This window comes from Lactococcus garvieae, assembly GCF_016027715.1.
In the GTDB taxonomy this organism is placed as follows: domain Bacteria; phylum Bacillota; class Bacilli; order Lactobacillales; family Streptococcaceae; genus Lactococcus; species Lactococcus garvieae_A.
Genome location: NZ_CP065691.1, coordinates 672,155 through 685,199, shown reverse-complemented (window position 1 = coordinate 685,199; position 13,045 = coordinate 672,155). Strand labels below are relative to the sequence as shown.

Annotated in this window: 16 protein-coding genes; 4 read left to right on the top strand and 12 right to left on the bottom strand. The window is 35.3% G+C overall.

The annotated features are described in order from the left end of the window. Positions 1 to 390 precede the first annotated feature (390 nt). From I6G50_RS03515 to I6G50_RS03505, 3 genes are all read right to left on the bottom strand, one after another. On the bottom strand, positions 391 to 984 hold the full coding sequence (locus I6G50_RS03515; protein WP_197909188.1) for a DNA-3-methyladenine glycosylase: 594 nt from the start codon (positions 982 to 984) through the stop codon (positions 391 to 393). Positions 985 to 1,248: 264 nt separating this feature from the next. Next, positions 1,249 to 1,491, bottom strand: coding sequence for a GlsB/YeaQ/YmgE family stress response membrane protein (locus I6G50_RS03510; RefSeq protein WP_003136180.1), 243 nt, complete (start codon positions 1,489 to 1,491; stop codon positions 1,249 to 1,251). A gap of 176 nt (positions 1,492 to 1,667) precedes the next feature. Then, positions 1,668 to 2,597 (bottom strand): N(5)-(carboxyethyl)ornithine synthase, encoded by a 930-nt coding sequence (locus I6G50_RS03505; RefSeq protein WP_197909187.1) that lies wholly within the window; start codon positions 2,595 to 2,597, stop codon positions 1,668 to 1,670. Positions 2,598 to 2,853: 256 nt separating this feature from the next. Here I6G50_RS03505 and I6G50_RS03500 point away from each other — a divergent pair, with 256 nt between their 5' ends. From I6G50_RS03500 to I6G50_RS03485, 4 genes are read left to right on the top strand one after another with little or no spacing between them, the layout of a single operon-like run. Next, on the top strand, positions 2,854 to 3,096 hold the full coding sequence (locus tag I6G50_RS03500) for a GlsB/YeaQ/YmgE family stress response membrane protein (protein WP_081167244.1): 243 nt from the start codon (positions 2,854 to 2,856) through the stop codon (positions 3,094 to 3,096). A 26-nt stretch (positions 3,097 to 3,122) separates the two neighbouring features. Then, positions 3,123 to 3,683 carry an alkaline shock response membrane anchor protein AmaP gene (gene amaP, locus I6G50_RS03495; protein WP_197909186.1) on the top strand — a complete coding sequence of 187 codons (561 nt, stop codon included), beginning with the start codon at positions 3,123 to 3,125 and terminating at the stop codon, positions 3,681 to 3,683. Between the two features lie 9 nt (positions 3,684 to 3,692). After that, entirely contained in the window at positions 3,693 to 3,881 is a 189-nt protein-coding gene (locus I6G50_RS03490; RefSeq protein ID WP_003136918.1) for a DUF2273 domain-containing protein, read from the top strand. Positions 3,882 to 3,903: 22 nt separating this feature from the next. Next, the gene (locus I6G50_RS03485; RefSeq protein ID WP_197909185.1) at positions 3,904 to 4,455 is read left to right on the top strand and encodes an Asp23/Gls24 family envelope stress response protein; all 552 of its coding nucleotides are present in this window, start codon (positions 3,904 to 3,906) and stop codon (positions 4,453 to 4,455) included. 88 nt (positions 4,456 to 4,543) lie between these two features. Here the strand turns inward: I6G50_RS03485 and I6G50_RS03480 are convergent, their stop codons facing one another. The 9 genes from I6G50_RS03480 to proB form a co-directional block, all read right to left on the bottom strand. Beyond that, on the bottom strand, positions 4,544 to 5,371 hold the full coding sequence (locus I6G50_RS03480) for a hypothetical protein (RefSeq protein WP_197909184.1): 828 nt from the start codon (positions 5,369 to 5,371) through the stop codon (positions 4,544 to 4,546). A gap of 45 nt (positions 5,372 to 5,416) precedes the next feature. Continuing rightward, positions 5,417 to 6,685, bottom strand: a complete 1,269-nt coding sequence (gene dltD, locus I6G50_RS03475) for a D-alanyl-lipoteichoic acid biosynthesis protein DltD (RefSeq protein WP_197909183.1) — start codon at positions 6,683 to 6,685, stop codon at positions 5,417 to 5,419. Beyond that, positions 6,672 to 6,914, bottom strand: a complete 243-nt coding sequence (dltC, locus tag I6G50_RS03470; RefSeq protein WP_197909182.1) for a D-alanine--poly(phosphoribitol) ligase subunit DltC — start codon at positions 6,912 to 6,914, stop codon at positions 6,672 to 6,674. The genes dltD and dltC overlap by 14 nt, the downstream gene beginning before the upstream one ends. 24 nt (positions 6,915 to 6,938) lie before the next feature. Beyond that, the gene (gene dltB / locus I6G50_RS03465) at positions 6,939 to 8,153 is read right to left on the bottom strand and encodes a D-alanyl-lipoteichoic acid biosynthesis protein DltB (RefSeq protein WP_197909181.1); all 1,215 of its coding nucleotides are present in this window, start codon (positions 8,151 to 8,153) and stop codon (positions 6,939 to 6,941) included. Next, positions 8,153 to 9,655, bottom strand: a complete 1,503-nt coding sequence (gene dltA / locus I6G50_RS03460; protein WP_197909180.1) for a D-alanine--poly(phosphoribitol) ligase subunit DltA — start codon at positions 9,653 to 9,655, stop codon at positions 8,153 to 8,155. Before dltA ends, dltB begins: the two co-directional genes overlap by 1 nt. 12 nt (positions 9,656 to 9,667) lie before the next feature. Continuing rightward, the gene (gene dltX, locus I6G50_RS03455; RefSeq protein ID WP_197909179.1) at positions 9,668 to 9,802 is read right to left on the bottom strand and encodes a teichoic acid D-Ala incorporation-associated protein DltX; all 135 of its coding nucleotides are present in this window, start codon (positions 9,800 to 9,802) and stop codon (positions 9,668 to 9,670) included. A 53-nt stretch (positions 9,803 to 9,855) separates the two neighbouring features. Continuing rightward, positions 9,856 to 10,785, bottom strand: a complete 930-nt coding sequence (locus I6G50_RS03450; RefSeq protein WP_197909178.1) for an alpha/beta hydrolase — start codon at positions 10,783 to 10,785, stop codon at positions 9,856 to 9,858. Between the two features lie 153 nt (positions 10,786 to 10,938). Further along, positions 10,939 to 12,195 carry a glutamate-5-semialdehyde dehydrogenase gene (locus I6G50_RS03445; RefSeq protein WP_197909177.1) on the bottom strand — a complete coding sequence of 419 codons (1,257 nt, stop codon included), beginning with the start codon at positions 12,193 to 12,195 and terminating at the stop codon, positions 10,939 to 10,941. A gap of 18 nt (positions 12,196 to 12,213) precedes the next feature. Then, positions 12,214 to 13,020, bottom strand: a complete 807-nt coding sequence (gene proB / locus I6G50_RS03440; protein WP_081167947.1) for a glutamate 5-kinase — start codon at positions 13,018 to 13,020, stop codon at positions 12,214 to 12,216. Between the last annotated feature and the right edge of the window lie 25 nt (positions 13,021 to 13,045).

Sequence of the window (13,045 nt, the reverse complement as noted above, 5' to 3'; positions counted from 1 at the left end):
AAAATTAAATAAGTATATTATAGAAACGTTCTTTTTTGTACATAGTAATTGAATATGTATAAAAACATCAGGTATTCTATATAAAATACTCTAGGATATGTCCGAAAAACCTAAATTTTATTGACAAACATTTGATAGATTAAACTACCTTTTAGTCTCATTTTAGCCTTTTTATTTTTGTATAAAAGGTACTACTATTTATCTACACATAAAAAGCTCTCCGCAATGTTTGCGGAGAGCTTTTTATGATTTTATTTTTCCAAAATAGTATGTGGTTTTATTCTAGCAGAGACACAACTTTAAGGAGATTTAGGTATTTCACCTCCTATTTATTACTCCAAAAGCTTCGGGGACGATTTTGAAATATGGAGAAAGATTGGCTAAAATTAATCACTCTTTCCAGGTCTTCAAATCATCCTGTAGAATTTCTTTTTTTGAGATTCGAGAAACTTGAGAGTTTCCTTTTACATAAAACCCCAAGGGTTCATCTCTCCATTCATCCGTACAGGTTATTCCAATCCTCTTTCGGCTTACTATTTCTTTTGGAATTTTATCTGTTTCCAAAGTTAAAGTTGAGTCAGTAAAATGTTGCCCATCTAACGCTTTAGTTATTCCAAATGCTTTGGTTAATTTTCCAGGTCCACTAACATCCATTGTCGGAATATGTGATTGAACTGCACGAATTAAAACGGCCTCTGGCTCATTTTCCCCCATAGTTACTAGATTTAACATAAAGTGACCATGAATCTGGTACACATACCAGTGTCCAGAAGAAAGATACATAGATTCATTTCGAGGTGTTCTTTTACCATTAAAACTATGGCATGCACTATCGAGAGTGCCAAGATAGGCCTCGGTTTCGACAATATTGCCAAGAATTTGAGTCTCACCATCTCTTTTCCATAAGAGTCTCATTCCTAGTAGACTTTTTGCTGTCTCAATTGTACTTTTACTTATTGTATCTAAAAAATTTTTATTTTCCATAAATTAACGAACCTCTCATTTACCAAATATTGAATACTTTCCCGCAAATCTCACTTAGCTTTTAAAGGCATTTTTTTAATTGATTGTATCTCAGTTACAGTTCTTCTTCCTTCTGATAAATGCTTATATTATTGTGATTATAGCATGTTTTTATATAAATTTTCTTCTCAGTTTGTCAAAAAAAGCGCTCCTTCGGAGCACTTTATAATTATGTTTTGCTGCTTATCATCTATAGAAACTTCGTTCCTAGACACATAGTAAACTTTAGTCTTTCATTTTTCCTAAGAAGAAAGATACAACCACTACGACGATTACTGCCCCAATGATTGAGGGGATAAGCGCCATTCCGGCTAAAGAAGGGCCCCAGCTACCTAAGAGTGCTTGACCAACCGCAGAACCAACAAGCCCTGCCAAGATGTTTGCGATCCATCCCATAGATCCGCCTTTGTGAGTGAGAGCTCCTGCAATCACACCAATAATAGCTCCGACAATTAATGACCAAATCATAAAAATACCTCTTTCTTTTATTATAATTTAATAACATATTCATTTTAACAAATACATAATCTTCCTACAAATAAGTTGTTTATTATTTTATGAGCAAATAATAAATTATATTTTCATGCGTATATTTCTGTACGATAACCTGTACTATTGGATTATGTTTTGCTTAGTTTACAGAGTTATTTTATTGCCTTTTTAAAAACATCCACATTGTCTTTAAAAACATATTTACTGAGCTGTTTGCTTATTAATGCACTTACGTTTCTGTATGCAATTGAGGGTGTATTTGGTACACAGTAATAATAAATGCCATCTTTTTCGTATATTGAATCCCCCATTGAGGTAAAGTGATTGGCTTCGATTGTATTCCCTGCATCGGCTGCTGTATCTATGATAAAAGTACCTTTTTTGAGATGCTTTTGATCATCTAAAGACAAGATTGGTTCGCTTCCAGCACTTATTTCTATCCCGTTTACGATTATGTCATAAGAAGAAAAACTTTCCTTAAATACTGGCAATGTCCGTCTATAGTACATTTTTACATTTGAAGAAAATTTTGAAATACCATGAAACGCACCTTGCGAAACATTGCCGGAACCAAGTACGGCAATTTTAGTACTTTCATCAGGCAAAATCCCAAATTTAAGCAAGGCATCGAGAACGCCCGCATATCCTGCATAAAAACTATTACGTTCGAGTATTCCTGAAGGCAGATTCGTTCTAATAACCTCATCTTTATAATAAATCGCTGGGTAACGATTATCTAAATCCACAACAATAAGCTCTTTAGGGTAAGCTTGATCTTTCATAAATGATTTACCAGAGCCATAAGGATGCGTCCAGCCGATAATTAATTGACCTTTCTTGATGTAATCATAGTCGCTTGGCTGGATAAGTTTCAAAGAAAAAATAGCATCTGATTGCTTAAATACTTCTTCTCGGGATAAAATTTTACACCCAGCTTTCTCATATTCAGCATCATCAATGTCTAATAAGCTCCCAAAGCCTGTTTCAACTAGCAATTGATTATCAAAATCAACAATGTCTTTTGGTAGTAATGGAACACGTCGTTCTCCTGGAAAGTTTGCTTTAATAAAACCTAGTATCATATTTTTCTCCTTCTTTCTAATACTTGAGTGACTTTTGTTAAAAAATGAATACCCTTACATTATTCTATCACTTTTATTTTTTTAATCCTAATAATTTATTTTGCGAATCTTCGGAACATTCCATCTTATAGTTTTAACATAAGCTTTATCCTTGATTATTCTAAAATAACAAGACAAATTATTTGAATGCGTTTTCGAGATGTGTTAGATTATTATTAGAAGCGTATGTAAGAGCATACTAGAAAAGAGGTGGTTTATGATTTGGTCGTTAATTGTCGGAGCTATTATTGGTGTGATTGCGGGAGCAATTACTCACAAAGGCGGTTCAATGGGTTGGATCGCGAACATCTTAGCAGGGCTTGTCGGTTCTGCAGTTGGTCAAGCACTCTTAGGAAGCTGGGGCCCTTCTTTAGCCGGAATGGCACTTATCCCCTCAATCATTGGGGCAGTAATCGTCGTTGCTGTAGTTTCCTTCGTGCTTGCAAAAATGAATCATTGAGTTAAAGAATCTAGAAAGGAGGCCCTGTGTCATCTGGAAAGAAATTTATACTTATAGTGTTTGACATCCTTTTACTTTCCATTGTGGTGCCTGTTGCTTGGGATTACTACAATGTCGTGGAGTATAATGACATGATGAGCACTTCAAGCCAACTTCTCTATGTTGGGGAATACATGCCTATGTACTTATTCTGGGGAAATGCTATCTTAGCGGGTATCTTAATTTTAGCTTTGATCATCATTGCATTCTATCCTCGCACCTATATAGACATTACACTCTCCAACCGGGGAGGAAAGCTTACTTTAAAACGTTCTGCTATTGAGGGACTTGTTCGTGAAAAAGTTATTGAGAACGACTACCTCAAATCGCCAAACATTGATGTTATTTTACATCGAAATAAAATAGATATTGATGTGAAAGGGGAGATCATCCCTCGGGTAGATATCGCAGAGAAGGCTCAATTATTGGAACAGGAAATAGTTGATAGCTTAAAACTTTTCTTTGGGGTAGATCAACCCGTAAAAATAAAAGTTGAAGTGAATGCTATAAATAAAGAAGCGAGTTCAAACCGCTCTCGTGTAATATAGGAGGTGTCAATGGATTATCTAGAAAGATATCGATATCCAATTATTGGAGGCATTATCGGCGGTATAGCAGCCATTGCCATCTTCACAATTGGATTCTGGAAAATGATTCTTCTCTTGATTTTAATAAGCTTAGGCATAATGGCGGGTTTATTTTTACAAAAGACAGGCATCATTGAACAACTTAAAAATCGTAAATAACTTATAAATAAAGGAGAATTTAATGGTACAAGAAAACATGAAATCGTTTGGAACAATGGCCGAAAATGATAAAGTGGATACTCAAACTCATGAGCATGACATCAAAGGTGAATTGACTTATGAAGATAAAGTCGTTCAAAAAATTGTAGGCTTGGCCCTAGAAACCGTGGATGGTCTTCTCTCTATCGAAGGTGGCTTCTTCTCTAACTTAACAGGCAAACTTGTGAACACTGATAATGTGACTTCAGGAGTGGATGTAGAAGTTGGAAAAACTCAAGTTGCGGTAGATTTGAAAGTCATTACAGAATACCGTAAAAATGTTCCTGAGATTTATGATCAAATCAAAGATGTTATCCGTAAAGAAGTCGCAAATATGACCGACTTAGATGTCGTTGAAGTGAATGTTACAGTTACAGATATCAAGACCAAAGAGCAACAAAGAGAGGACGAAGTTACCGTTCAAGATCGCGTTGTGGATGCGGCTCAAAGTACAGGTAAATTCACTTCGAAACAAGTGGATAAAGTAAAAGATAAAGTGGATGAGGGTACTTCAGAAAATAGTCGAGTAGATTAATATCATAAGCTTTATAATAATGAATATAATAAAAAAGAGCCCGCTATATTGAATATAGCGGGCTCTTTCTTGTTGCAATATAAAGCTTTTACAGCTTCTTGTACTTCTTAATAAGGTTCTGATATTCCTCTTGGACATCTTTGGGTGCACGTGTAGCGACAGAGCCCTCTTTTTCAGTGTAATTATTTTTATCACTAAAATAAACGATACCATTCGTAGCAGGATAAACAGCTATTGTATCAGATGATTTAACAATGTTGTTTTGATAGAAATAGGCTGTAGCACTTGCTTCATTTTGAGCATTGGCTGGAACGTGTTTCCAAATATAGTCCTGTTCATCCTCGATGATACCAGTTTCCCCATTAGCTAGAGTGTATATGGAGAAACCATTCGTAGTCGCAATTGAACTTTCATCTTTTATTTCTCTAGATACTCCGAGGAGAGAAAACTTATATTCACTTATTTGATTAAGAAATTGTTGCCGTGTTTTTGGTGGATAAGCGAGGGAAGCTATTTGGTCTGTGATATCGGACATTTTTGTTCCACCAATCCACCAAATGCCTTGCAAGAGTTTGCCATCCTCTGTGTCTAGGTCTACTATAGTTGGAGAACCTGCTCCATGATACCAACTCAGCCCTTTTTTAGCTATTGCCTTCTTTTCACCATAAGTGCTTTGAGCAAACCATTGAGCGAGTTCGTCATTAATTTTTTCAGCAGACTCATCAGAAAGCCCTTCCGCATTTTCAATATTGCTTTCTGACTTTGTAGAATCATTCGGGATCTGAGAGGTACTGCTCCTTGAAACATTCGAGCTGCTACTCGATATGGAGGTAGGCTCTTTTGCACCACATGCACTCAATGTAAACAAACCCGTTGCCATCACTCCTAAAATAAAATAAAAATTTTGTCTTTTCATATTATACCTCTTATTCTAATTATACCAAAAATTTTATTAAAGTATTTAGGAGTTTATCTGCCAATTTTTCGACAGAAATTTAGTATTATCTATTTTATAGTTCCTTACAGGTGCTTGTTTCATAAATTCTTCGATTTTATGGTTCACTGCTACCCATCCCCGATCATTTAAATGAATGGTATCTCCAATATAATATTTATCACTGAATTTATCCGTCATATCGTATATATTATGAAAGCCTTGGGCGTTTAATTGATATTTTATCTTCTTACTAAATTGCTGTAGCATTTCATAGGATAGGCCTGAGTACTTATACCATGCTCCATTAACAGGAGGAATAATAAATTGTACATCATTACTGTTTTGAGCAAATTGATTTAAAAGCTGTTGAAAATCTAGGAATTCTGGGCTTTGAAGATAACTTACATCCTTCATAACTTCTTTACGTTCTTCAAAAACTTTGGATAAGTTCTTCGTCCAAACCTGATCGGCAATTTGAAATTGATTAGTTGATGAATTTTCCTTGCCTCTTCTATACGCGGCTTGGTCTAATTGATTGAAGTCCTGTGTTTTCGGAAGTTGCTCACTTACATATTTAACTTTTTTAAAAGCCTCTTTTTGCTGTCCTTCAAATTTAGATAAGCTTGTAAAAATCGCATCTTGCTTCGTCCAAAACTGGTTAGCAATTTTAATAGCTGTTAAGGTTATTGCATCGAGTCTTTGCCCTTTTGCTAAAGATGTCAAAGCATTAGAAATAAGAATATCTTCCGGGAAGTTTTCAAATTTTAGTAAGCGTTGTGCCAATTTTTGCGTTGCTTTATCTGATGGTTTTGCCGACTTTAGCCAAGCGTATATTTCGCCTTTAGTAACAAATTGACTAAACTCGGAACTTCCGATTCCTTTTGGTGTAAACCACTGAGGACTAATGATAAAAATAATTTTACGGCCATGTAACTGCTTTTCAACTGAATTCATATAGAAAAAATGTGTCAAGGATTGTGTGCCTGGCTGTCCAGCTAGAAAGGGTGTGAATCCTTTGTAATTTTTCATGAAAAAACTACTTGGATGAAAAGGATCAATGTGTTCCAGTTCTGATGAGCCTAAAATGGGCAGATAACTTGTATCAGAAAAAGCCTGTGATTTTATAGCCTCGCTTACAAATGTTGTTCTATTTTTCGGATTTACGGCCAATTCTCTGAGATCTTGTTTTTTAAATTTTGTAAAAACAGATATGGGCGAAAAAAAGAGTATAGCAAGTAAAATCAGTGCTGTGATTAGCGGTCCTAATTCGCGAAGTACTTTATCCTTCTTCATCCATTTTTTCCTTGATACGCTCTGCAATTTTATTTGCTGTATTCCATAATTCACGATCCATTTCTGATGGTGGCAGACTTAAACTGAACGCATTTTCCAACTCAACAATAAGCATGATTGCCTTCATTGAATCTAAGATACCCTCTTCAAATAGATCCATATCCAAATTTTCATGAAATTCGTCTGTTCCAGTTACTTCTTCTATTATATTTAAAACTTCATTTTTCATTGTTTTCTTCTTTCATTTTATTATTTAAAAGTTAGGTAAAGGGGTTCCTGGACCCTCTAGTCCGTACATAATAGCATAGTTTGGTATTCCTGAAAAAATAAGAAAGCTAAACATTACAGCATTAAAGGTTATGAATACTGCTAAAGCTCGTGTCCCGTTATTATCAGGAATGTTCCATTTGTGTTTCTTTTTCGCTCTATTCCAAGCATCATAAATAATCATCAGGCAGGCATGGTAAATTCCATAGAGAATATAATACCAGGTTAAACCATGCCAGCAACCCATAATAAACATATTTACAAGATAGCCGACATTCGATATGCTCACCATATTTTTTGACCATTTCTTTACCATAATCCATTTCACCAAGCGCATAAACACAAAGTCACGAAACCAAAAGGACAGAGAAATGTGCCAGCGTTGCCAGAAATCATTGATATTTCTAGCAAGAAAGGGTTTATTAAAGTTGATGGGGATTTTATAACCCATGATAAGTGAAACTCCCATAGCAAAGAGAGAGTAACCTGCAAAGTTGAAAAAGAGATAAAATCCATAAGCATACATACTCCCCATCATATTCCAAAAATTGGGATGTACAGTCGCTTTAATAGCAAGACCATGCAGTAAATAGTGAGAAATTAAATAAGAGATGATGAAATTATAGAGAAAGCCTTGGAAAATATAGAAAATTCCTTTTCCTAAATACTCCGAATACTGATCAGTTAAAGGTGCGCTCAATTCTTTTTGAAAACGTCTGAAGCGATCAATGGGTCCAGAAGATATTGTTGGGAAAAAATATAAAAAGTAAAAATAGTCTTTTAGAGGAACTTTTTTAATCAAACCATCTCGCAACTCCAATATCAGACTTACAGTTTTAAAAGTCACATAGGATATGCCTAAGAATCCTAATACAGATTGAGGGTGCAACGGGTCTAAAAGGGAGGTTATTTTAACAATAATCAAAGGGAAAAGTGATGCCAAAACGGCAAGAACAAATACCCAAGTCTGATTAGAATTTCGTCGATAACTCTCATAGAGCTTAATTAAAACTGTTTCAAATATCCCAAATCCAAGGAGGGTCCAAAGACTAAGCTTACCTCCAAAAGTTAGCCAAAGAAACGCAACCGTCAAAAAAACTTGGTAGCCCATCCATTTTTTTCCATAGGAATGCGCTATAACGAGTGGGATGAGTGCTAAACCTAAGATGACGAAGTAAAAAGGCGTGCCATAAGGTTCCACTAGCCGTCACCTCCAAATATTTGCTCAGTTACCCGTTTACGATCAATTTTACCATTGGAATTAAGAGGAAACTCGTCAAGATAAACAAACTTTGTGGGTATCATATAATCCATAATCATCTTGGAGAGTTTTGCTTTTATTGTTTTACTAAAATGACGTTCTTCTGCTTTGCTGCTAAAACACACTGATGAGTGAATAACCGCAACTAATCCTGTAATCTTATCCTGTTGATTTTTTTGGGGAATGACCAATGCTTTTTCGATTTCAGCGATTTCCAGTAAATGGGCTTCAATATCTTGAAGTTCAATGCGAAAACCATTAAATTTTACTTGAAAATCGATACGTCCATTATAATTAAGAACTGAATGCGCATCAAAGAAACCTGAATCGCCTGTACGATAGGCTGATTTCCCCTGAAGTTCGAAGAAAGATTCTGCTGTTTTATCAGGGTTTTCAAAATATCCTTTAGCAACAGAATCTCCTGTTATGATAATTTCATCTTCAATGATTTTAATTTCAACTCCAGGTTTTGCTAGCCCGATAGGGACACGATTATAATGGCTTAGGAGCTGGGGAGTCACTTGGATACTTGTAACAGCGCCGGTGGTTTCAGTTGGCCCATAAGTATTCCAAACGATAGCTTGAGGGAATCTTTCCAAAAGTTTTTTTGCCACTTTGTGCGGCAATTCTTCACCGCAGAAAATAAATTGCTGCAGTGTTTGATGATTTTCAGCTGTAAATGATGGATCAAGCAAACAAATTTCAACAAAGGAAGGAGTGGAAACCCATGTATTGATTTCACTTGAATTAAGTCGTTCAAAAAGTAGCTTAAAGTTGCTTGTCTCTTCACGGCTTAGAGAAACTAATGTCCCTCCACTTGTCAAACTAGGATATAAACTAAAAATAGATAAGTCAAAACTATATAAAGCTTGAGACAAAATATGATTATGAGTAATCGAACTAAAGTCAGTATTCATCCACTGCGTAAATGTAAGTAAATTATCATGTGTGACTGAAACACCTTTAGGAATTCCAGTCGTACCTGAAGTGTAGATAATATAATTTATATCATCACCAGATACAGCTTGTTTACAGTCTATTTGTGAGAGTTTAAAATCTTTGTTCTCCTCATAGTCTGTAAAATCTATCGTATTATCAAAAAGTTTTGAAAAAGATTCATCAAGACTTACTGTCGTAATCACTATAGAAGGCTGTGAAGCTTGATTAATAAGCAGAGTGCGTGCATACGGTGTATGTGCATCAACTGGTATGTAAGCATGGCCTGTAAGAGAAACGCCAAGCATAGCAGCTAATGACAAGAAACCATTTTTTCCAAAAATAAGAATAGGCCGTTGTGATACGGGGAGCTTATTTATTTTTGTAGCAACTTGGAATGCTGCATCAAGTAGCTGATGATAAGTATAGTTAGCTTCACACTCCAAAATAGCAAAGTGTTCTGGCTGTTTCTTTGCCACTGATAAAATATTTTGAAGAATATTCATAGACTCTCCCTTCTAAAATTCATTATAGATAAAGTGTGCTCCACCGGTCTTACTGTAAGAGTAAAGATAAAGGAGAACTAAAATGACTACAAGATAAAAAAATGTTTTTCCTAAAAAAATTAATAGTTCTTTATATTTAACATTCATAATTTTAAATTTTACTATAAATAATCAATCAATAATCTTACACTTTGGTAAGCTTATTGGTAAAAGTATTTTTCAATAAAATGTTGTACTTTGGGCATCTTCCAAACAGTACCATGAGAATAATTTTCTCCTCTAGCATTGCTCAAAGTAAAACGTTCTGTCTTATTACCATTTTTGTTGAATAAGTTATAAACAGAAAACAAATCTGACCAAGGAAGAACGCCGTCAAATTGTGCTCCACTAGGAACATCTAAGCCCATTAATGCAACTTCTATATTCTTATCTATTTTTTTATAATTATCTTGAAAATAGCGATAGTCGACACTTTTATTTATGGGGCCATCTTGGTAGACATTTTCCATAGTCTCATTTGCTTTTAATTTCCCCTTTCTATTGAATTCGCCATCTAGAGCGATAAATTTTTTTACAGGAGGTAAATTTTTATCTTGAGAATAATTAATGAGATATCGCATTGCGCCACCTCCAGCGGAAGAGTAACCTAAAATATTGTACCAAGGGATATTATAATGAGAGACTAAATACTCCATTACAGCTTTTATAGTGTACTGGTAAATCTCGTGGTCATTTGTACCTTTATCCATGCCAACGATAATCGTCGGAAATTTATTCTCTTTTTCAACTTTTCCAGAGACACTCACTTTATATTTGTCTCTGGTGTTTACTATAATCGTCAAACCTGTTTTTGCTGGGTTATTCCTATCAGCTGTAATCGATTTAACCAAATGCTGTATGTTATTTTTAGGAGTGCCACTGGATCCAGTAATAAAAAGCGTGGGAAATATCTTTAACTCTGCTTTTAACTTTTCGGGACTCTTCACAATAACGCGCATTTCGGGGGTTCCCGGACTGACTTTCATTCTTTGATAAACCAATATAAACATAATTGCTCCAATCAAAGTACTCAGTAAAATAATTAAGGGTATATTGAGTATTTTTCTTCTTTGATGTTTGTATTTTTTCATGATCCACAAGGCTTTCTTAGTACTTCGACAAAATAACACTTTTCTCTTTCACTTATAAGTTATTTATATTCTATACCTTCTCCCTTTCACTACCCTTACATTTTTGTAATAAAAAAAAAACAATCTCATAGGATTGTCTTTTGATTAAGAAAATTAACGGATTTGTCCATTGCCATCAATTAAATATTTTGTTGAAGTGAGCGCTTCTAGTCCCATAGGACCTCTAGCATGAAGTTTTTGAGTTGAAATCCCAATTTCCGCACCTAAGCCAAAAACAAAACCATCTGTAAAACGTGTAGAGGCATTCACATATACTGCTGCGGCATCAATCTCATCTTGAAATTTTTGAGCGTTAAAATAATCGTGAGTTACAATACTTTCAGAATGACGGCTTGAATAACGGTTGATATGTTCAATAGCTTCATCTATGTCGTTCACAGTCTTCACAGACATAATGTAATCAAGATACTCTGTTCCAAAATCTTCAATACCTGCTGCAACGGCTGAATGTACAGCATGATCTTGGAAGATTTTTAAAGCAGTTTTGTCTGCTCTAAATTCAACTTCATGTACTTTTCTCAACTCTTTATCTAACTGTGGTAAAAATTCAGCAGCAATCTTAGTATGTACGACTAAGCTTTCTGCTGCGTTACAGACACTTGGTCGCTGGGTTTTGGCATTGACTACTATTTTAACTGCCATATCTAAGTCTGCAGTTTCATCGACAAAAATTGTACAATTTCCTACACCAGTTTCAATCACAGGAACAGTTGCTTTTTCCTTGACCCTATTAATCAGTCGAGCTGAACCACGAGGAATGAGCACATCTAAGTACTCGTCTGCTTGCATCATTTTTTCTGCTTCCGCATGGCTCGTATCAGACAAAAGCTCAACGGCACTTTCATTAATACCTTGTTCCAACAAGCATTCCTTAATGATCTCAACCAAAATCATATTAGAGAAAAGTGCATCTGAACCTCCTCTTAATAAAACAGTATTTCCCGTTTTAAAGCACAGCGAAAAAGCATCAACCGTTACATTCGGGCGGCTTTCAAAAATCATCCCAACGGTACCTATTGGTACTCTTTTTTGCAAAATCTTAAGTCCATCAAGATTAGTGAAGCCTTGCAGCACTTGTCCAACTGGATCAGGTAATTCAGCAATTTGTCGTAGTCCTAATGCCATATCGGAAATTCTGTTTGCTGATAGACGTAGACGGTCTACCATAATCTCAGAAATACCATGTTCTTTAGCTTTAGCTAGATCTCGATTATTTTCAGAGATAACTCTGTCGGTATTTTGCTCAAGAGAATCTGCTAATTTTAGTAAAAAAGTATTTTTAGTTGTCGATGATAATTTTGAAATTTCTTTACTTGCTGATTTAATCTTTATTCCTAATTCTTCAATCATAATATTTCCACTTCTTTCTCATAGTTTTTGGTAAAAATAAGTACCGATTTCCTGCCCTTTAATAATGTCGTGAATGTCTCGAATTCTTTTACCATTCGTTAGAACCATTTCTTGACTATTTTCGAATAAAATCTGCGCTGCATCAAGCTTTGAAGTCATCCCACCCGTACCAAAACGACTTCCTGCGCCTCCTGCCATTTGTCGCAACTCATCCGTAATCTCGTGTACTTCTTTAAAAATTTCTGCATCATCATAAATATTGGGGTTTTTATCAAAAAGACCATCAATATCAGACAACATGATTAGTAAGTCCGCATCTATGAGTTTAGAAACAATCGCTCCAAGCTTGTCATTATCTCCAAACTTTGTTTGATGATCCATTTCTTCTACAGCGATAGCATCATTTTCATTAATAATAGGAATAATATCTAGAGAGAGTAGAGCGTTCAGTGCGTTCTCGGCATTCTCAGAACTTATAGGAAAATCAGTAACATCCCGTGTTAAAAGCAACTGAGAAACTTTCTGTGAGTAGCGACGGAACATCTGTGTATAAAGACTCATTAGTTCAACTTGGCCAATACTAGCAAGTGCTTGTTGCTGAGCGATATCTTTCGGACGTTCTTCCATGCCAAGGACATTTAGACCTACTCCGACTGCACCAGAAGTCACTAAAATTACTTCGTAACCCCTGTTATTAATATCAGATAACACAAAGGCCAGTTCATCAATATTCGATAAATTTATTTTTCCATTCGGCAGAATCAACGAACTCGTTCCAATTTTAACCACGATTCGATGAGCTTTCAAAATATTTTTTCTTGTCATAATTTTTAATTATACCAATATCTGT

Excerpts from the sequence above, each read along its gene's own strand:
- I6G50_RS03505 (WP_197909187.1), bottom strand. The coding sequence starts at position 2,597 with ATGATACTAGGTTTTATTAAAGCAAACTTTCCAGGAGAACGACGTGTT.
- dltX (WP_197909179.1), bottom strand. The coding sequence starts at position 9,802 with ATGAATGTTAAATATAAAGAACTATTAATTTTTTTAGGAAAAACATTT.
- I6G50_RS03450 (WP_197909178.1), bottom strand. The coding sequence starts at position 10,785 with ATGAAAAAATACAAACATCAAAGAAGAAAAATACTCAATATACCCTTA.
- dltD (WP_197909183.1), bottom strand. The coding sequence starts at position 6,685 with ATGAAGAAGGATAAAGTACTTCGCGAATTAGGACCGCTAATCACAGCA.
- I6G50_RS03480 (WP_197909184.1), bottom strand. The coding sequence starts at position 5,371 with ATGAAAAGACAAAATTTTTATTTTATTTTAGGAGTGATGGCAACGGGT.
- dltC (WP_197909182.1), bottom strand. The coding sequence starts at position 6,914 with ATGAAAAATGAAGTTTTAAATATAATAGAAGAAGTAACTGGAACAGAC.
- proB (WP_081167947.1), bottom strand. The coding sequence starts at position 13,020 with ATGACAAGAAAAAATATTTTGAAAGCTCATCGAATCGTGGTTAAAATT.
- I6G50_RS03500 (WP_081167244.1), top strand. The coding sequence starts at position 2,854 with ATGATTTGGTCGTTAATTGTCGGAGCTATTATTGGTGTGATTGCGGGA.
- I6G50_RS03485 (WP_197909185.1), top strand. The coding sequence starts at position 3,904 with ATGGTACAAGAAAACATGAAATCGTTTGGAACAATGGCCGAAAATGAT.
- I6G50_RS03490 (WP_003136918.1), top strand. The coding sequence starts at position 3,693 with ATGGATTATCTAGAAAGATATCGATATCCAATTATTGGAGGCATTATC.
- dltA (WP_197909180.1), bottom strand. The coding sequence starts at position 9,655 with ATGAATATTCTTCAAAATATTTTATCAGTGGCAAAGAAACAGCCAGAA.
- I6G50_RS03515 (WP_197909188.1), bottom strand. The coding sequence starts at position 984 with ATGGAAAATAAAAATTTTTTAGATACAATAAGTAAAAGTACAATTGAG.
- I6G50_RS03445 (WP_197909177.1), bottom strand. The coding sequence starts at position 12,195 with ATGATTGAAGAATTAGGAATAAAGATTAAATCAGCAAGTAAAGAAATT.
- I6G50_RS03510 (WP_003136180.1), bottom strand. The coding sequence starts at position 1,491 with ATGATTTGGTCATTAATTGTCGGAGCTATTATTGGTGTGATTGCAGGA.